The sequence below is a fragment of the Micromonospora sp. B11E3 genome, assembly GCF_039871625.1.
GTDB lineage: Bacteria > Actinomycetota > Actinomycetes > Mycobacteriales > Micromonosporaceae > Micromonospora.
On the sequence record NZ_JBDPMC010000007.1, the window covers coordinates 141,891 to 160,262 of the forward strand.

Consider the following 18,372-nt stretch of genomic DNA (forward strand, 5'->3'; position numbering starts at 1 on the left):
CGACGGGTACGCGACCCGAGCCGCGAGCCGGACCGGGCCGCCGGCGGGAACCTGTTCCCGCGCGCTGTGTACCTGCCCCACCTACGCCACCGCTCGCCCCGACCGGGCCGCGGGCGGGAACCTGTTCCCGCCCGCTGTGGAGCTGCCCCACCTACGCCACCGCTCGCACTGCCGGCGCAGGGCCCGGCCGGCCTGGCCGCACGGGTGGGCCGGCCATCCCCGTTCGGCGGGGTCACCCCGCCTGCAGGCGCGGGCGCAGTCGGAAACTCGGGCAGATGCGGGAGGCCCGGGCACCGCCGCCGCGCCGATAGCACCGACGGGGCAGCTCCACAGGGCCCGCATGCTCACCGCCGCCGCCCCGCCGAGGGGCCCGCCTGCCGTTTCAGCCCGCCGAGGCCGAGCCCTCGGCGCCTAGGGTGCCGCCGCGTTCGACCGGCGGGTGTAGCCGTTGAGCAGGGCGTAGTCCCGGCACTGGCCCCCGCCGCCGCCCGCGCCGTCCAGGGCGGTGCCCGCCCGACGGCAGGTGGCCCGCAGGCTGATCACCCGGCCGGCGGGCACCTCGATCGGCGAGACCATGTGGTAGTCGAGGTCCCGGAAGTTGTTCAGTGCCACCGTCAGCACCGTCGTGCCGTCCACCACCAGGTCCAGCCGGCCCTCGTCGCCCTGCGGGTTCTGCAGGAAGATGTCGGTCAGGACGAAGACCCGACCGGAGGCCACCGTGTACTGGTCGGTGCGGGTGCTGCCGCCGCCGGCGGTGACCGCCAGGCGGCGGCTGAAGGACGTGCCGCCGGGCGGGACCGCGGGCAGGCCCGGGCGCGTGGTGGGCGTCGGCGAGGGTGGCAGCACCGGGTTGCCCGGAGTCGGCCCCGACGGGCGCGGCGAGATCGCATCGACCGCCTGCTGGGCCTTGGTGTCGGCCGCGCTCGCCTGGCGTGCGACGGGAGCCACCTGATCCTGCGCGGCCTCCTCGGCCAGGGACTTCACGGTGGGGCGCAGCAGCGCGTACCACAGGCCGGCGCCCAGCAGCGCCAGCACCACCAACGCCGCGACGACCCGCCCCAGCCCCTGCGGCAGCACCGGCTCCTGCACGGTGGCCGCGTCCATGGTGGCCGGAGGCGCGTCGTCCGAGGTGATCGCGACCTGGAAGGGCAGCGTCACCGGGTGGCCGCGCCACAGCAGCCGGCGGGAACGGGCGCGCACCTGGACGAAGGCCGCCTCGCCGGGGGCGACGGCGAGCTGCGCCGGGCGGACCGCGAGGCGCAGCCGGTTGTCCGGGTCGCCGGCGGCCAGGGCCACCCCGATCGGGGCGTTGCCCAGGTTGGCCACCGACACCTCGTGCCGGCCGCCCCAGCGCCCGCGCGAGGTGCGCGGCAGGATCTCGGGGGCGATCTCGGCGTACGGCAGCACCCGTACGACGGCCTCCGGCACGACCCGGGCGTCCGGGTTCTCGGCCGGGGTGACCCGCACCGCGAAGGGGCGTTCGCCGGCCGGCACCCGGGGCGAGCGGGGCGGGCCGAAGTGGACGGTGACCGACTCGGTCGAGCCGGGATAGACCGCCACGGCGGCCGGCTCGACCCGGGCCCAGCCGGCCGCGTCCCCGAGCACCTCGATGGTGTACGACTCGACGATCGGGCCGTCGTTGCGCACCTCCAGACGGCAGGTCGCCTCGCCGCCCGGGCTGACCTCGACGAGGTCGGCGTCCAGGTTCGCGTCCGTGGTCATGACGTGACTCTAGGGACGCCGACGCCGGTTCAATCCGCCGCGGAGGAAGACCTTGGGGCACGAACCGGGGTCCGTTGAGTCCACGTTGACTGCACGATTGGCGCCGGCCGCGATACTCGGCGCATCGATCGCCTCACCGAGCGCGTTTGGGGGAACTCATGCGACGTGTGCCTGTCCACCTGTCCTCCACCGACGTCATCTCCCGCGCCGGCGTGGTCAGTCAGCTGCGGCCCCGCCCGGAGGTGCTGCTGCTCGACGACGCCGAGGCGGACCAGGCCGACGTGGCGGTGGTCGTCACCGACGGGATCGACGAGCCGACCCTGCGGACGCTGCGCGCGCTGCGCAGCCGGGGAACGTCCGCGCTGGTGCTGGTGGTGACCCAGGTGGACGACGCCGGGCTGGTCGCCGCCGTGGAGCACGGCGTCGCGGGGATCGTCCGCCGGTCGGAGGCGAGCGCCGACCGGCTCGTCGCGGTGATCCGGGCCGCCGCGGCCGGGGAGGGTGCCGTCCCGCCGGACCTGCTCGGCCGGCTGCTCCAGCAGGTCGGGACGCTGCAACGGGAGGTGCTGGGGCCGCGCGGCCTGACGTTCTCGGGGCTGGCCGACCGGGAGGTGGAGGTGCTGCGCCTGGTCGCCGACGGCTTCGACACCGCCGAGATCGCCACGAAGCTCTCCTACTCCCAGCGGACGATCAAGAACATCCTGCACGACGTGACGAACCGGCTGCACCTGCGCAACCGCTGCCACGCCGTGGCGTACGCGCTGCGCAACGGCCTGATCTGAGGTGGCGCTGCCCGTTCGGGCAGACCGCGCTGCCCGCAGGCCGGCACGGACCGGCGCTACCCGACCCGCCGGTGCTCGCCACCGTGGTGGCAGGGGTGACCACGGGAGGTGTCGTGCGCTGGGGCAACCGCCGCTGGGCAGTCATGGCGCTCGGGGTGCTGGTCGGGCCGGCCCTGGCCGCGCCCGAGCCGCCCGGTCCGCCGCCGCCGGCCGCCGCGCCGCCGGCGGCCGAGGTGGGCTACCGGCTGGGCTACCGCGGCGAGGAACGCCCCACCCTGATGCTGCGCCCCGCCGCCGGGGGCGACCCGCGGCCGCTGCTGACGACGGCCGAGCGCGTCGACGCGGAGGCCGACGTCGACGCGCGCGCCGGCCGGCTGGTGTGGGTGGGGCGCCAGGCCGCCGTGGGCGGGGCCGACCGGGGCGGCGGGCTGTACCTGCGCCGGCCGGACGCGGCCCCGCTTCGGCTGGTCGGCGGCCCCGGCACGGTCCGGCATCCGGCCCTGTCCCCCGACGGCCGGCAGGTGGCGTTCACCAGCGACCGGGCCGGCAACGCCGACGTCTGGATCGTGGCGGTCGATGGCTCCGGGCTGCGCCGGCTCACCGACCACCCGGCCGAGGACAGTTGGCCGACCTGGTCCCCCGACGGCAGGCGGATCGCCTTCGGCAGCACCCGCGCCGACCCGGCCGGGGACGTCTGGACGGTGCCCGCGGCGGGCGGCGCGCCCGTACGGGTCACCGACGGCCCGGCCGCCGAGGGGCAGCCGGCCTGGTCCCCGGACGGGCGGCGGCTGGCCTTCACCACCACCCGGTTCGCGCCGCCGACCGACCCGACCGCCCGTACGGTGGCGACGGTGGCCGTGGCGGGCGGCCCGGTGATCCGCGCGGTGCCCGGGACCCGCGACGCGGCCGAGCCCGCCTGGTCCCCGGACGGGACCGCCATCGCCTTCACCTCCACGCGGGACGACCCGGCCGGGGATGTCTACGTCGCCCGGGCGGGCCGGCTGACCCCGGTGGCCGTCGGCCCACTGCCCGAGCACGGCCCGGCCTGGCGGGGCGGCGACCTGCTCTGGACGGCCACCGAGCGGGCCGCCGCGACCGACGTGTGGACCGCGGACGCCACCGGCGGGGACCGCCGCGACCACACGGCCCGCCCCGGGCTGGAGGAGGCCGGGCCGGCGTTCAGCCGGGACGGCACCCGGCTGGCCTACAGCGCCGGCCAGCCGGGCGGGGGCGCCCGGATCGTCGTCGCCGACGCCTCCGGCGCCGACCCGCGCACGCTCGCCCCGCCCGGCACGGTCGACGAAGACCGGGACACCGACCCGGCCTGGTCCCCGACCGGCGACGCGATCGCGTTCACCCGCCGCCCGGCGAACGGCGAGGACCCGTCCCGGATCCTGACGGTCGCCGTCGCCGACGGGCGGCTGCTCGCCGAGATCCCGATGCCCGCCCATCTGGACGGGCAGGACGCCGAGCCGTCCTGGTCGCCGGACGGCACGCGGATCGCCTTCTCCCGGCGGGCCGAACCCCGCGACAGCGACCTGGCGGTCCCCATCGTGGACCGGCCGGCGCTCCCGGGCGGCACGTTCGAGGTGGAGCAGTCGGTCGAGACGCCCGCGATCCCGCCCCGCCCGGACATCTTCTTCCTGGTCGACGACACCTCCTCCATGGGCAAGCCCGCGGAGCCCGGCGGGGAAACCGTCATCAGCCAGCTCAAGGCGCGACTGCCGGACGTCATCGCGGACGTCCGCAAGAGCCAGTCGCAAGCGCAGTTCGGCCTGGCCACCTTCAGCGGCCGCGACGGTGAGACCGGCGCCTACGACCCGAACATGTACCGGCCCCGGCAGCAGATCACCGCCGACGACGCCGCCATGCTCCGGGCCGTCTGGGCGCTGGACGCGGGAAGCGACTTCGGCGAGGAGAACTGGTTCTACGCGCTGCGGCAGATCGCCGCGCAGGACCGGGTCGGTTTCCGACCCGACAGCAGCCGGATCGTCGTGCTGATCAGCGACACCTACAGCCGGGACAAGACCGCGCCCGACGGCACCGTGATCGAGGAGAGCACCCTGCTGGCCAGCCTGCGGGACACCGGGATCGCCCTCATCGCGGTGTCGATCAAGAGCACCGCGGGTGAGAACGGAATGAAGTTCGACGGGGTGGCCGAAAGGCTGGCCAAAGAGACGGGCGGAAAATTCACGGAAGACAGCACCGCGACGGAGATGGTTGGCGCGATCAAGAAAGCCATCCGGGATCTCATGATCACCGTCCAACCGCGCCCGAGCTGCGACGAGGGACTCTCCGTCGCGTTCGACCCCGACGCCGACGAGGTGAAAGCCGGCACCCCGGCCCAGTTCGAGGAGATCGTGTCGGTCGCGCCCGCGGCGGTGCCCGGCTCGGTGCTGCGCTGCACGATCCGCTTCGACCTGGAGCCGCCGGATCCCGAGGCGGACGCCACGCAGGAGCTGGTCGTCCGGGTCGCCGATCCCGCGCTGCCGTTCGTGCAGGTGGACGACGTCGAGGTGGCGCCGACGGGGCCGGCCGGGACCCGGGTGACCTACCAGGCCACGGCGGTGGACAGCACCGGCCGGCCGTTGCCCGTCCGGTGCGAGCCCCCGTCCGGCTCGCTGTTCCCGATCGGGCAGACCGTGGTGACCTGCACGGCCACCGACGACGCGGGGCGCACCGGCTCCGACACCGCCCTGATCGTGGTGGCCGACCCGCGGGCCACCGGCACCCGGATCTGGCTCGCCCGGCTCGACGCGGGCGCCGGCGGCGCGCTGACCGTCGGCGACCAGACCGACCTCAGCGCCCGGGTCGGCGCCGGCTGCCCGAGCCGCGCCACGGACACGTCGCCGGCCTGGTCGCCGGACGGCTCCGCGATCGCGTTCGCCGACAGCAGCGGTCCGTCCGACCTGTGCGTGGTGGCCCCCGACGGCTCCGCCGCCCGGCACCCGCTCGCCCCCGAGGACCGGGCCGGCCGGTCGGTGGCGGACCCCGCATGGTCTCCCGACGGGCGGCGCATCGCGGTGACCCTCCAGTACGCCGAGGACCTGCCGGACATCGTCGTGCTGCCCAGCGGCGGCGGCCGGCCCACCACGGTCATCCGCCAGGTCGGCGCGGAGCCGGCCTTCCAGCGCCTGCCGGTGCCCGACCTCGGCCTCACCGTCTCGGTCGGCAACCAACCGGCCTACCTGGGCGGCGACGCCGTCCCGGTCACGTTCACGGTGCGCAACGGCGGTCGGCTGCCCGCCGACAACGTCTGGCTGGAGGTCACCCCGCCGGATCCGCTGCTTCCCGCGGCCGGCGCCGATCCGCGCTGCGGCGCCAGCCGCCGGCTCTGCCTGCTCGGCACGCTCGGCCCCGGCGGGCAGCAGGTCGTCACCGTCACGCTGCCCGCCCGGGCGGCGGTCGCCGCCGTGGTCACCGGGCGGCTCACGGCGACCGTACGGGAGGTGTCGGCGACCCGTACCGCGCGGGCGCCGGTGCAGGTGCTGGCGCCCCGGGTACGCCTCGACCCGGCGATCGGCCCGCCCGGGTTCGTCACCGCCGCCGTGGGCACCGGCTTCCCGCCGGGGGCGCGGGTGCGGCTGCGCTGGAGCCCGGGCATCACCGCCACCCCGGACACCGTGACGGCCGGCGCGGACGGCACGTTCCGCGCGCAGGTGCTGATCCTGCGCAAGGACCAGCTCGGCCCGCGGGAGCTGACCGCCACCCGGGTCACCGGCCGGGCCTTCGGTGCGGTACGCGCCGACGAGCCGTTCCTGGTGGTGCCGCGCGGGCTGGCCCCGCCGCTGCTGCGCGGGCGGGGGTGACCGGGTGATCCACGAGATCGACGACGCGCTGCGCCGGCTGGTCCGCGACGAGGCCCTCGCCGGCGCCAGCGTGGACATCGTGCTGGAGGCGCCGACGAAGGAGTGGGCGGCCCGACGCAACGCGCCCACCGTCAACGTCTACCTCTACGACATCCGTGAGGATCTGCGCCGCCGGTCCCGGGGCCTGGTCAACGAGTACGACGAGCGCGGCCAGGTCACCCGCCGGGTGGCCCCGCCCCGCTACGTGAAGCTGTCCTACCTGGTCACCGCGTGGACGCAGCGGCCCGAGGACGAGCACCGGCTGCTCTCCTCGCTGCTGCTGTGCTTCCTGCGCCTCGACGCGCTGCCGCCGCCCGTGCTGACCGGCTCGGTGGCCGCGCTCGGCATGCCGGTGCCGATGACCGTGGCGCTGCCGCCGCCCGAGGACCGCGCGTTCGCCGACGTGTGGACGGCGCTGGGCGGGGAGCTGAAGCCCTCGCTCGACGTGGTGATCAGCGCGCCGGTGGACAGCGGCCGGGTGGTGGAGGCCGGCCCGCCGGCCCGCGACGGCCTGGCCGCCGAGGTCGCCGACACCACCCGCGACGGCCCGGGCGACCGGGTCGGGCACCGCCCCTCCCGGTCCGGGGGCTGAGCGGTGGTCGGCCTGTCCCCGGCGCTGCTGCGCCGCCTCCAGCGGGTGGAACTCGCGGTACGCGCCGCGGTGGCCCGTCGCCGGGAGACCGACCCGCAGCCGGACGACCCGTTCCGCGGGCTGTACCTGTCGGACGAGGCGGTCGACGCCGCGCTGGCGGCCGGCCGGGAGCCGTACGACCCGTGGCCCGACCCGCCGGACGGGCCGGCCGACGGGTCGCCGTACGTCCCGGTGGCCCGGCCGGCCGACGGCTCGCCGTACGTCCCGGCGGACCGGCCGCCCGACGGGCCGGACCGGCTGGCGGCGCTGGCCCGGGCGGCGGGCCTGACCCCGCTGGACGAGGCGCTGCTGCTGGTGGCCCTCGCCCCCGACGTGGACAGCCGGTTCGAGCAGTTCTACGGCTACCTCAACGACGACGTGACCCGCCGCCGCCCCTCGGTCGGGCTGGCGCTGCGGCTGTGCGGGCTGCCCGAGGCGGCCCCCGCCGGCCGGCTGCGGCTCGCCGCCGGCGCCCCGCTGGTCGACCTGGCCCTGCTGCGCGTCGACTCCCCCGACCGGTCGCTGCTGTCCCGGGGGCTGTGGGTGCCCGACCGGGTGGGCGGCTGGCTGCTCGGCGCCGACGCCCCCGAGCCGGCGCTGGTCGGGCTCGCCGAGCCGGTCGAGGCGGCCGGACCGGAGCCGCCCGGGGCGGCGCGGCTCGGGCGGGCCGGGACGCGGCTGGCGTACCTGCGGGAGCGGCCCGGCGGCAGCGCCCTGGCCCTCGCGGTGGCCGCGCTCGACCGGGCCGGTCGCGGCGCGCTCGCGGTCGACCTGCCCCGGCTGGCGGCGGACCCGCAGCCGGCGGAGCTGGCCACCGTGCTGGTGCGGGAGGCCCTGCTCACCGGCGCGGGGCTGGTCGTCGGGCCGGTGCAGGGCGGTGAGCCGTGGGCGGTCTGGTCCCGGCTGACCGCCGGCGCCGTGCCCGTGCTGGCGTACGGGACGCAGCCGTGGGATCCGGCGTGGACGGCGCTCGCCCCGGTGCAGGTGGACGTGGCGCCACTGACCGCCGACGAGCGGGCGGCCGTGTGGCGCGCCGCCCTGCCCGACGGGCTCGCCGACGGACTGGACCCGGCCGCCGCCACCGCGCAGTTCGTGCTGGGCGCGCCGGCGATCCGGCGGGCCGCCTCGGTGGCCGTCCAGCTCGCCGCCGTGTCGGGCGAGCCGGTCGGCGAGGCGCACCTGCGCGCGGGCGCGCGTACCCAGAACGCGGCCGGCCTGGAGCGGCTGGCCCGGCGGATCGTGCCGGAGGTCGGCTGGGACGACCTGGTGCTGCCCGCCCCGACGCTGTCGCTGCTGCGCGAGCTGGCCGGGCGGGCCCGGCACCGGGACCGGGTGCTGCGCGAGTGGCGGATGCGGCCCGGCGGCGGGCGCGGGCACGGGGTGACCGCCCTGTTCGCCGGCGACTCGGGCACCGGCAAGACGATGTCGGCCGAGGTGGTGGCTGGCAACCTGGGGCTGGACCTGTACACGGTCAACCTGGCCACGGTGGTGGACAAGTACGTCGGCGAGACCGAGAAGAACCTGGAGCGGATCTTCGGCGAGGCGGCCGGGGTGAACGGGGTGCTGCTGTTCGACGAGGCGGACGCGATCTTCGGCAAGCGCTCCGAGGTCCGCGACGCGCACGACCGGTACGCCAACATCGAGAGCGCGTACCTGCTGCAACGGATGGAGACGTTCGACGGGCTGGCGGTGCTGGCCACGAACCTGCGGGCCAACCTGGACGAGGCGTTCACCCGCCGGCTGGACGTGGTGGTGGACTTCCCCGTACCCGACGAGGCTGCCCGGCGGGCGCTGTGGGACCGCTGCCTCGGCGACCGGGTGCCCCGCGCCGCCGACGTGGACCTGGACTTCCTGGCCGGCGCGTTCGAGTTGGCCGGCGGGCACATCCGCTCCGCCGCGGTCACCGCCGGCTACCTGGCCGCCGGGGCGGGCGGGCCGGTGGGGATGGCGGAGCTGATCGGCGCGGTCGGCCGGGAGTACCGCAAGCTCGGCCGGCTCACGCTGGAGAGCGAGTTCGGCCCGTACCTGGGGCTGGCCGTCTGACCGGGCCGCTCACTCCCACACGGTGACCCGGACGGTGAGCTGATGCTGGACGGACCTGGTCACCACCAGCAGCGCGTACCGGCCGTCCGAGGTGACGACGCAGATGCCCCGCCCTTCGAGGAGCCGCTCCCCGACGGGGCGGGCGGACGGCTCCCCGTACCGGGCGCGGACGCAGTCGGCGCGCCGCCACGGGCCGCTGTCCTTGGGCAGCGACGCCGCGTACCTCGGGTCCTCGCGGCTGACCACAGCGTCGTTCTGGACGTCGTCCCACCACGAGGCGTAGCCGACGTCGCGGTTGGGCCCCCAGTCGTCCTTGGTCGGGTTCCAGTCGGCGGCCTTCGAGTCCAGGTCGTACGCCGTGTAGTCGGCCATGACCAGCGTCCCGCTCCGCCGCACCGGATCGGTGACGGTCACCGGGCCGGTCGGCGACGGCGGCGGTGACTTCACCGTCGGGGACGGCTTCGGGCCGTGCCCGCCGGTCGGGGTCGGGTCCGGCTCGTCGGTCGGATCGCCGGTCGGATCGCCGCTGGGCTCCGGCTCCTGGTGCGACGGTGACGCGCTCGACGGCCCGGAACCCGGGCCTCCGGTGGCCGCCGAGGGCGACGGCGACGCGGAGGCGCTCGGGGCCGGGCCGACCACGGCACGCACCAGGACGAGGCCCTGCGTCCACGCGGCGGTGACGACGAGCGGGACGAGCGCTCCGATGAGGGCGGTCTTCAGCCCCAGGCCCTGCCACCACCTCTTGCGGGCGGGCTCGCCGGGCCGGGGACGCCTCCGCTGGGACGGGGTACGACGTGCCGAGCGAGGAAGGCGCATGGGTTCTCCCGTACAACATGGACGGTCCCCGCTGGCGCCGATGGTATGTGCGCCCGGCAAGCCCGCCACTGGGTCGAACCGCCAGGCGTACGCGGTGCCCGACTCGGTGGCGCCGCCCTTTCGGGCAGCGGGCCTGCCCTTCCTGCGGACCGGGTGGACCGGGCGGGGGAACCGCCGCAGGGTGCACGGTCGAGATGCACCCGGCGACAGGGGGTAACCATGCGCGGGCATCGTGAGTTCGACTCCGGGGCGGCGGTGCGCCCCGCCGGTGACCGGATCGGCCCGGTCGACCGGGAGAACGACGCGCTGATGTACCAGGCCGCCACGGCCGGCCGCCCCGACGTCCTCGGCGCGTCCGGGCTGCTCGGCCTGCAACGGGCGGTCGGCAACCGGGCCGTCGGCGAGCTGGTCGAGCCGGCCGAGGAGCGCTCCCCCGTGCACGACGTCGTCAACTCCGGCGGCGGGTCGCCGCTGCCGACCGACGTGCGGGCCGACATGGAGACCCGCTTCGGCGGGCAGGACTTCTCCGACGTCCGGGTGCACACCGACGGCGCCGCGCACGAGTCCGCGAAGTCGGTCAACGCGCAGGCGTACACCGTCGGGTCGAACATCGTCTTCCAGCGCGACAGCTACGACCCGGCCTCGCCCGCCGGGCAGCACATGCTCGCCCACGAGCTGACGCACGTGGTGCAGCAGCGCAGCGGGCCGGTGGACGGCACCGACACCGGCGGCGGGGTGAAGGTCAGCGACCCGTCCGACCGCTTCGAGCGGGAGGCCGTCGCCACCGCCGACCGGCTGATGTCCGCCCCGGCGTCGCCCGCCCCGGCACCGGCGGTCCAGCGGTCCGCCGACCACGACGGGCACGACCACCCGGCGGTGCAGCGCGCCGAGGAGATGTCCGAGGAGGACGAGTCGGCGCAGACGTACGTCCAGCGCCAGGAGTCCGGCGAGGAAGAGGAAGAGCCGGCGGAGTAGGCGGTTGTGGCGGGCCCGCCGACGCCGCCCACGACCGCGTGGTGATCCGGATCAGTTGGGAACGGTGGCCGTCCCGAGCCGGTGGATCGAGTATTCAGAGATGCTCAGGTAGGGCCCGAGGATCGTGGACTTCAGTACCACCGTGGTGCCGTCCTCGTAGCGGCATGAGCTGCGGAGATGCGCTGTCGATCCCGTCGCGGAGATCGCGGTTGCCCATCCGGAATGCCCGTGTCCGATCGAGGACAGTCAGTCGCCGGGCATCCCCGGGCGGCACGCCGCGAACAAGCCGTGCTTCAGATCGCTCAGGTTTCGAACCGCTGCGTGACCTCGACGATGTATCCGCCGGCACGGTAGGCGCCCACAACGGCATCCACCGCTACGGCGAAGTCACCGCGGCGCTCCCACGCGGTGAACAGATCGACGTCCTCGCTCGGCCGGTCCAGAATCCCGTGTGCCTGCACGGCGTACCCGCCGGCCAAGGCGAAGCCGTATCGGCCGGCCACCCGAAGCCCGATCTCCGCCAACCGGAGGTGAACGGGGTCCACGCTCAGCCGGCCAGCGCCTGCGGCGGAGCGGCCAGTTCAGAGAATCGCGCCTGCCACAGCGCGCGCAGGCGGGTGGGCAGCCACAGGCTCGGCCACAGCCGACGCAGCGTGTCGCCGTCGAGCCACCGGCACAGGTCTGCCACGGTGACGGCCTGGTTCAGCACCGTCTGGTACATCACCTGGAGATCCCCGGTGTCGTCCAGGTCATAGGTGCTGTCGCCAGACCAGTCCAGCCAGCGGTCGAGCGTCACCACGCCGCTGACCGGTCCGCGCAGATCGGCCAGGCTCGCGGGGACGACGTAGTGCCGCTGGTCGACGTACCGTGAACCAGGCGGCGCGCCTCCTGCCCTCACCATCACCGCACCTCCCGACCCCGATCGTACGTCCAAAGCCGGCGGCGCACCGTCGACGGCACGCCCCGCCAAGGTCACGCGCCACCGTCGAGGCGCAGGCCCACGCAGCGCCCATAGTGCGCGACAGCGCCGCTTGCTGGCGTTCCGCCCTTATGGGCAGTTGCGAGCGACCTTCCCGCAACACCTTGTGCCACCAATCAATGAGCTTGGTCAATTGCAGGGCTGCGGCGACGATGTCGCTGATTAGGCGATCTGCCGGAGGTCGTCGCCGTAGTCGAATATGATTCGCATTCGAGCACCCAAAGCGCGCGCGTACCGACTCAGGGTCGCGACCTCGTTAGCTTCCAGATCACCATTCTCGATCTGGCTTACCCGGCCAGGACTGACGCCCATCAGGTCGGCAACCTGACGTTGGGTGAGCCCCAGCCGCTTCCGTTCCTCGGCAAGGTGGAACGCGCTGATCCATGCTTCGGTCCGGGCACGCTCGGCAGCGAGCGCCTCGTCGTCCCCGTCGTGCAGCTCGGCGCGGATGTCGTCCCAGTCATGGAACTCGGTCATGCCCCCTCCCTTCGTTTCCTTTCGACGGCCAACCAGCCCTCGTACGCGACCTCTGCCAGAGGGATCGCCACCTTGTACCACCGCGACCAGTCACCCGCCTTGTTGCCGGCGACCAGCAGCACCGCCTGCGACCACGGATCGAAGACGAAGAGAACGCGGATGGCGACGTCACGGCCAGACCTCGGCCGCAATTCCTTGAGGTTGCCAACGCTCGAACCCCGTAGCGTGTCCACCAGCGGCCGACCGAGTCCCGGACCGATCTCGGCGAGCATGTCGATCGCGACATTCACCGACCGTTACGTCTCCGGGTCTGCCTGACGCAGCGACCGCAGCCACTCGCGGACATCGACCGTCGCCCTGATCGCCCAACGCCGAGAAGGTTCGGTAGGCACGGCGCAACTATAGCTCAGGCTAAACCTCTGCAGGCCAGGCACAGCGCGTCATCGGTGGCCGGCAACTCGACGTCCGACGCGCAGATCGACAGGCCGCCGCTGCGTTCGATGCCCGAAGGGGCGACGAATTCGTCCCGATTGCCCGGCCCAGCGGACATCTGGACACGCGCGCATGCGCGGGACGCTCGGATCGTCCTGATGGACGAGGAGACGTGATGTCCAACTGCCTGGCGCCAGGTCGCTCACTCACGGGCTGACCGCCCTGGTCCAGGTCGGTACCAGGCCCGATTCCGTCGCCTGATCCAGCGTCCTGGGCGCTGGCGACTCGTTGGGCCTCTCGTTGGGCCGCTGGTGGACCGCCCCGAGCCGGGAGGTGTGAGGTGAAGGCACCGGCCGAGGAGCGAGGCGAGTCCACGCGCCGCGCCGCGCCGGCCCCACCCCCGCGTACGGCCGTCGACCCGGAGCCTTCCACCACCGAGGTACGCGGGACCGGCCCGCGTCCGTTGAGTCCGGCGGTCGCTCAGCGGTTGCAGTCGGCGGCCGGCAATCGGGCGGTGGCGGCGCTGGTCGCCCAGCGGCGCGCCGCCGCGCCCCGTACGCCCGCCGCCCGGTCCGGTGCCGGCACCGCCGCGAGACGGCCCGGTTCGGGCGGCGCGGCGCGCGGTCCGGCCGTCTCCGCCCAGCGCGCCGCCGGACCAGCCTCCTCCGGTGCCGTCCCGACGTCCGCCTCCTCCGCCGCCGCCCCTGGGATCGCCGGGCCGGTGGAGGCCGCACCGGTGCAGCGGCTGGAGACCGACGCCGGCCCCGTACACCAGCCCGGGCCGCAGGCCGACCCGAAGTTCGCCACGCTGAAGGCCGACGTACGCGGCAAGCAGCAATTGCTGTCGGCGCACCCGCCGGCGCAGACGGAGGCGGCGAAGGCGCAGGGCGCGGCGAAGCCCCCACAGGACGACAAGGAGGCCCAGGGCAAGGCGGCCAACGCGGAGAAGATGAACGCCGCCAAGCCGGGCGAGTTCGACAAGGCCGCGTTCGTCCGCGCGGTCAACGAGGCCATCGCTGCGCAGGCGCCGAAGAACCTCGACGAGGCCGACAAGTTCGGCGACTCCGGCAAGGCCGACGCGGTCAAGGGGCAGGTGCAGGGCCAGGTCACCGACGGCAAGAAAGCCTCTGCGAACGCGATCGAGACCACCACCAAGGCCCCGCCGGACACCTCGAAGGCGGTCGACAAGCAGGTCACGCCGCTGGTGGCGGACAAGCCGCCGGGCACCCCGGGCACACCCGACCCGGCGAAGGCCGTACCGGACAAGGCTCCGCCGGCGGCGACCGACTTCTCGGACGGGCCGCAGCAGGTCGACCAGCAGATGGCCGACGCGCAGGTCACCGAGGAGCAACTGGCCAGGTCCAACGAGCCGGAGTTCACCGGTGCGCTGAAGGAGAAGAACGCCGCCGAGCAGCACGCGGCCACCGCCCCCGGCCAGGTGCGCGCCACCGAGGCGCAGACCCTGGCCGGGGCGAAGGCGGCGGCGGGCCAGGCCGGGGCGGCGGCCATGACCGCCCTCGCCACCGACCGCAAGCAGGCCGGGGCGCAGGTCGGGGCGGGCAAGGAGGAGGCGAAGTCCGCAGACGAGGCCAAGCGGGCGAAGGTCACGGCCGTTCTGCAGAAGGTCTTCGACGCCACGAAGAAGGACGTCGAGGACATCCTGTCCGGGCTGGACAAGAAGGTCGACGACAAGTTCAGCGCGGGTGAGAAGGCGGCGCGGGACGCGTTCACCGCCGAGCACAAGCGGCGGATGGACGAGTACAAGGACAAGCGGTACTCGGGGATCGTCGGCAAGGGCCGGTGGATCAAGGACAAGTTCGCCGGGCTGCCCGAGGAGGCCAACCAGATTTTCGTCGTCGCCCGCAAGGGCTACGTCGACCGGATGCAGCAGGTCATCTCCGGCGTCGCCGACGTCATCGGCGCGGAACTGACCCGGGCCAAGCAGCGCATCGCCGCCGGCCGCAACGAGTTGCAGGCCGAGGTGCGCAAGCTCCCGGCCGACCTCCAGGCGATCGGCAAGGAGGCGGCCGGCGAGTTCGCCGGGAAGTTCGACGAGCTGACCGAGCAGGTCGACAGCAAGGGCACCGAGCTGGTGCAGACCCTCGCGTCCAAGTACAACGAGGCGCTCAAATCGGTCGACGAGGAGATCGCCGCCGAGAAGGAGAAGAACAAGGGCCTGGTCGCCAAGGCCGTCGACGCGGTCGCCGGGGTCATCAAGACGATCATGCAGCTCAAGGACATGCTGATGGGCGTCCTGGCCAAGGCCGCCCAGGCGGTCATGGCGATCATCAAGGACCCGATCGGCTTCCTCGGCAACCTGGTCAGCGCCGTCGGCGCGGGGCTGCGGGCCTTTTTGGCCAACATCGGCGAGCACCTGAAGAAGGGCCTCGTCGGCTGGGTCACCGGGGCGATGGCCGGGGCCGGGCTGGAACTGCCGGCGAAGTTCGACCTGCGCGGCATCGTCCTGATGATCGGCTCCCTGCTCGGCCTGACCTGGGCATCGATCCGCGGCCGGATCATCCAGAAGGGCGTGCCTGAGCCGGCCATGAGCGCGGTCGAGAGTTCGGTGCCCCTCGTGCAGAAGGTCCAGGCGCAGGGCCTCGGCGGCATGTGGGAGGAGATCCAGGACAAGGTCGGCGACCTCAAGGCCAACCTGTTCTCCAAAATCAGCGAATACCTGATCCCGACCGTGCTCATGGCCGGCATCACCTGGATCATCTCGCTGCTCAACCCCGCGTCGGCGTTCGTCCGCGCGGTCAAGATGATCATCGACTTCGTCACGTTCATCGTGACCCAGGGCGCCCAGATCCTCGAATTCGTCAACTCGGTGCTCGACGCGATCATCGCGATCGCGGGCGGCGGGACTGGTGGGGTGCCGGCGCTGATCGAGAAGGCCCTGGCGCGGTCCGTGCCGGTGCTGATCGGGGTGCTGGCGGCGGTGCTGGGCATCGGCGGGATCGCGCAAAAGGTCCAGAAGTTTTTCAAGGCCCTCAGCAAACCGGTCATGAAGGCCGTGGACTGGGTGGTCGGAAAGATCGTCGGACTCGGCAAGAAACTCTGGGCGAAAATCAAGGCTCGCGCAGGCCGGCGGGCCAACGGGAAAAATACCCACCCCGATCACCACGAGAGCGACGGGGAATACGCGAAGAAGCTCGCCCGCGCCGAACGGGAGCTTCCCCGGCGCTACGAGAATCTCTTCAGCCAAAAGCCGAGTCGCCGCCAAGTGGCGTCGACAAACCGGCGGTGGAAGGCAGAATTCGGCATCAGGGCACTCTCCGCCCGGACTCAGTCGAGTCACCTAATCGTCGTCGCACGCGCTACGGAGAAACAGGTCGGGACCGCCCATCAGGTCACCCGCGCAGATGTCGAACGCGTCGTCGACAGCATCGGCCTGCAGCTCCATCTCGACCTGCGGAACATGGCCGACGAACTGCAGCAGGACAGTGGCGTGAGCAAGCAGTACGAGCAGATCAAGAGCGACTGGGCGGCGGGCCAGGGTCGCAGCTTCGACGCTCCGCGCGCACGACAGAGCCCGGCTGCGGAATCCCTGGCAATCAAGAACAACCCGTCGCTCTACTACGACAGGTACCTCTCGTCACCCTTGGACACGCCGGAGCAGCTCGCGGCGCGCAACCAACTCGGCAGGTCGATACGCTACGAACATGATCGTGAGCACATTTCTCACGGACCGGGCGACCCGACCCGAGAGCGACGGGCGCGGATCCAGAACCCGGACATTCGGCAAGCATGGCAGGACGCTCAGGACCGGGCAGCGGACGAGGCGGTCAAGCAGGGGAGAACACCGCCAGCCAGAGACGCCTATCCCCCGAGCATCCCCGGGCTCATGTTCTTCGAGGGATTCCCCAACGACGGTTCGTACGCAGAGGTCAAGAATGACGTCGCCGCGATCCGCAAGGCCACGGGCCTATCCGATGCACAGATAGCCGGCGCGGCACTTAAGGTGGCAGCGGGACAGCCCCTAGACCCGACACTGACGAGTCACCCGCACGCGACCAAACTCGTCAACAATCTCACCCGCCTCCTGCTGGACATCGAGCCGGGAAGGCACACTGGATCGTTGACCACCAACTACATGTCGTTTGCCGCAGTGGCCGCGGGGGAGGGCACCATAGGGCAAGCCATTGACCACTGGATGCCGATGACGGACCAGCTGGCGGGCCAGCGGGCCAGGGCCACGGACGCCTCGCTCGTCCGTCACCAGGCGACACTCAAGCGACGAACGGAGCGCTACGAGAAGAGGCTGGCGGCGGGAAACTTCCGCAAGCAGCCAGTCGCACCTAGGCTGCCGGAGAACCTCCGGTCCGCGACCCAGCAGGAGATGGTCAGGAAGGAAAAGGCGGCGACCACCGCCTACGTGTACGCGATGCTCAAAAACAGTCAGGTCGTATACCAGACTGAGGAACAGTTCGCTGCGGACATTCGAAAGCTAGTGGAGGAGCAACTGACCATGCGGCTGCGAAAAGATTTCAGACATTACATGGGTAGAGTCTGAGATGATCAGACTGCTGTTCAAGCAGAGCGTGCTCCCAGCTGAGTTCGTCGCCTTCGCCGAGGCGAACAAATGGACCCTCGTGGACCACTGGCCGGCCGAGCCGGGGCAGCCCGAGGAATTCATCTGGGAGACCGGCACGGGAGTCGATGTTCATCGTGTGAACGATGAGATACTCGGCCTCTCCTACACGGCCCTGAACGGCCCACCCGAGGCGCAGGAATCAATCCGTGAGACCAAGGAATTGATCACCTCTCGCTTCTCGGCATATGACCCGCGAGAAGTGCGGGACTGGTATCGGGCGGCCGACAGCTGGGACAAGAAGGTCTTCCTCATCCCCATGATGGCGGTAACCGCGCCAGTGGCGTACGACGAGGAGACCTACCAACTGCTGTCGTCGTCTCTACATGACAGTCACAAAGACGTACGCCTGGCCGCGGTCATCGCCTCCTTCTACCTGCCATGGGCCGAGCTGATTCCGGATCTGACCGAACTGACCACGGACCGAGAGCCTGAAGAGGTGATCCGACAGGGCGCCGAGAACGCGATCGGATCGATCAAGGAACAGCAGCGCTCGGGAGACGCGAACCCGCGGCCATAGACCTCCTTTCCAGCCGACCTGCCCGTACGGGCAGTGAAGGGTTCCCGATCAAGCGGCCCACCGGACGTTTGACCGGCGCCACGCACGCGGGACGCTCGACTCGACCCTGACGAGGGACGAGGAGGCGTGATGCCCAACTACCTGGCGCCGGGCGTGTACGTCGAGGAAGTGGAGTCCGCCTCCCGCCCCATCGAGGGCGTCGGCACCGCCGTCGCCGCGTTCGTCGGCTTCGCCGCGCAGGGCCCGTTCAACACCCCAACACTGGTGACCAACTGGAGCCAGCACTCGCAGATCTTCGGCGAGTTCGCCCCCGACTGCTACCTGGGCCACGCCGTCTACGGGTACTTCATGCAGGGCGGCGGAGCCGCGTACACCGTGCGGGTCGGCGGCGATCCTCGACACGTACAAGGTGGTCGCCTAGGCCGTGTCTCGTCGATCTTGGGTGAGGTCGCGTAGCCAGATCTTCATCGTGGCGATGTCGACGGTGGCCTGGTACATGTAGTCGCGCTTGTCGTACCTGGTCGCGACCGCCCGGAACTGCTTGAGCTTGTTGAAC

General features: G+C 72.8%; 12 protein-coding genes and 2 pseudogenes. 8 read left to right on the top strand and 6 right to left on the bottom strand.

What is annotated here, in order from left to right; all coding sequences use genetic code 11:
• Nucleotides 1-411 precede the first annotated feature (411 nt).
• Complete coding sequence (locus tag ABGB16_RS06385) at nucleotides 412-1,722, bottom strand: hypothetical protein (protein ID WP_347667006.1); 1,311 nt, start codon at nucleotides 1,720-1,722, stop codon at nucleotides 412-414.
• A gap of 158 nt (nucleotides 1,723-1,880) precedes the next feature.
• Between ABGB16_RS06385 and ABGB16_RS06390 the strand changes: the two genes are divergently transcribed.
• From ABGB16_RS06390 to ABGB16_RS06405, 4 genes are all read left to right on the top strand, one after another.
• On the top strand, nucleotides 1,881-2,504 hold the full coding sequence (locus ABGB16_RS06390; RefSeq protein WP_347667007.1) for a response regulator transcription factor: 624 nt from the start codon (nucleotides 1,881-1,883) through the stop codon (nucleotides 2,502-2,504).
• Nucleotides 2,505-2,575: 71 nt separating this feature from the next.
• Nucleotides 2,576-6,313, top strand: coding sequence for a VWA domain-containing protein (locus tag ABGB16_RS06395; protein WP_347667008.1), 3,738 nt, complete (start codon nucleotides 2,576-2,578; stop codon nucleotides 6,311-6,313).
• 4 nt (nucleotides 6,314-6,317) lie between these two features.
• On the top strand, nucleotides 6,318-6,944 hold the full coding sequence (locus ABGB16_RS06400) for a DUF4255 domain-containing protein (protein WP_347667009.1): 627 nt from the start codon (nucleotides 6,318-6,320) through the stop codon (nucleotides 6,942-6,944).
• 3 nt (nucleotides 6,945-6,947) lie between these two features.
• Nucleotides 6,948-9,026: an ATP-binding protein gene (locus tag ABGB16_RS06405; protein ID WP_347667010.1), complete on the top strand. Its 2,079-nt coding sequence runs from the start codon at nucleotides 6,948-6,950 to the stop codon at nucleotides 9,024-9,026.
• Between the two features lie 9 nt (nucleotides 9,027-9,035).
• On the opposite strand, the gene ABGB16_RS06410 is transcribed toward ABGB16_RS06405, so the two are convergent.
• On the bottom strand, nucleotides 9,036-9,842 hold the full coding sequence (locus ABGB16_RS06410) for a hypothetical protein (RefSeq protein ID WP_347667011.1): 807 nt from the start codon (nucleotides 9,840-9,842) through the stop codon (nucleotides 9,036-9,038).
• A 219-nt stretch (nucleotides 9,843-10,061) separates the two neighbouring features.
• On the opposite strand from ABGB16_RS06410, the gene ABGB16_RS06415 reads away from it, so the two are divergent.
• The gene (locus ABGB16_RS06415; RefSeq protein ID WP_347667012.1) at nucleotides 10,062-10,817 is read left to right on the top strand and encodes a DUF4157 domain-containing protein; all 756 of its coding nucleotides are present in this window, start codon (nucleotides 10,062-10,064) and stop codon (nucleotides 10,815-10,817) included.
• Between the two features lie 305 nt (nucleotides 10,818-11,122).
• Here the strand turns inward: ABGB16_RS06415 and ABGB16_RS06420 are convergent.
• The 4 genes and pseudogenes from ABGB16_RS06420 to ABGB16_RS06435 all read right to left on the bottom strand — a co-directional run.
• A pseudogene (locus ABGB16_RS06420) lies at nucleotides 11,123-11,362 on the bottom strand (nucleotidyl transferase AbiEii/AbiGii toxin family protein); the annotation flags it as partial.
• A 2-nt stretch (nucleotides 11,363-11,364) separates the two neighbouring features.
• Nucleotides 11,365-11,718 (bottom strand): hypothetical protein, encoded by a 354-nt coding sequence (locus tag ABGB16_RS06425; RefSeq protein WP_347667013.1) that lies wholly within the window; start codon nucleotides 11,716-11,718, stop codon nucleotides 11,365-11,367.
• 240 nt (nucleotides 11,719-11,958) lie between these two features.
• A complete protein-coding gene (locus ABGB16_RS06430) occupies nucleotides 11,959-12,273 on the bottom strand; it encodes a helix-turn-helix transcriptional regulator (RefSeq protein ID WP_347667014.1) in 315 nt (104 codons plus the stop codon).
• Nucleotides 12,270-12,665 (bottom strand): annotated as a pseudogene (locus ABGB16_RS06435) (type II toxin-antitoxin system RelE/ParE family toxin). The gene ABGB16_RS06430 and the pseudogene ABGB16_RS06435 overlap by 4 nt, the downstream one beginning before the upstream one ends.
• A 380-nt stretch (nucleotides 12,666-13,045) precedes the next feature.
• Here ABGB16_RS06435 and ABGB16_RS06440 point away from each other — a divergent pair.
• From ABGB16_RS06440 to ABGB16_RS06450, 3 genes are all read left to right on the top strand, one after another.
• Nucleotides 13,046-17,218, top strand: a complete 4,173-nt coding sequence (locus ABGB16_RS06440) for a hypothetical protein (RefSeq protein ID WP_347667015.1) — start codon at nucleotides 13,046-13,048, stop codon at nucleotides 17,216-17,218.
• Between the two features lies 1 nt (nucleotide 17,219).
• Nucleotides 17,220-17,816 carry a hypothetical protein gene (locus tag ABGB16_RS06445; protein ID WP_347667016.1) on the top strand — a complete coding sequence of 199 codons (597 nt, stop codon included), beginning with the start codon at nucleotides 17,220-17,222 and terminating at the stop codon, nucleotides 17,814-17,816.
• A gap of 129 nt (nucleotides 17,817-17,945) precedes the next feature.
• Complete coding sequence (locus tag ABGB16_RS06450) at nucleotides 17,946-18,272, top strand: hypothetical protein (protein ID WP_347667017.1); 327 nt, start codon at nucleotides 17,946-17,948, stop codon at nucleotides 18,270-18,272.
• Nucleotides 18,273-18,372: the final 100 nt, after the last annotated feature.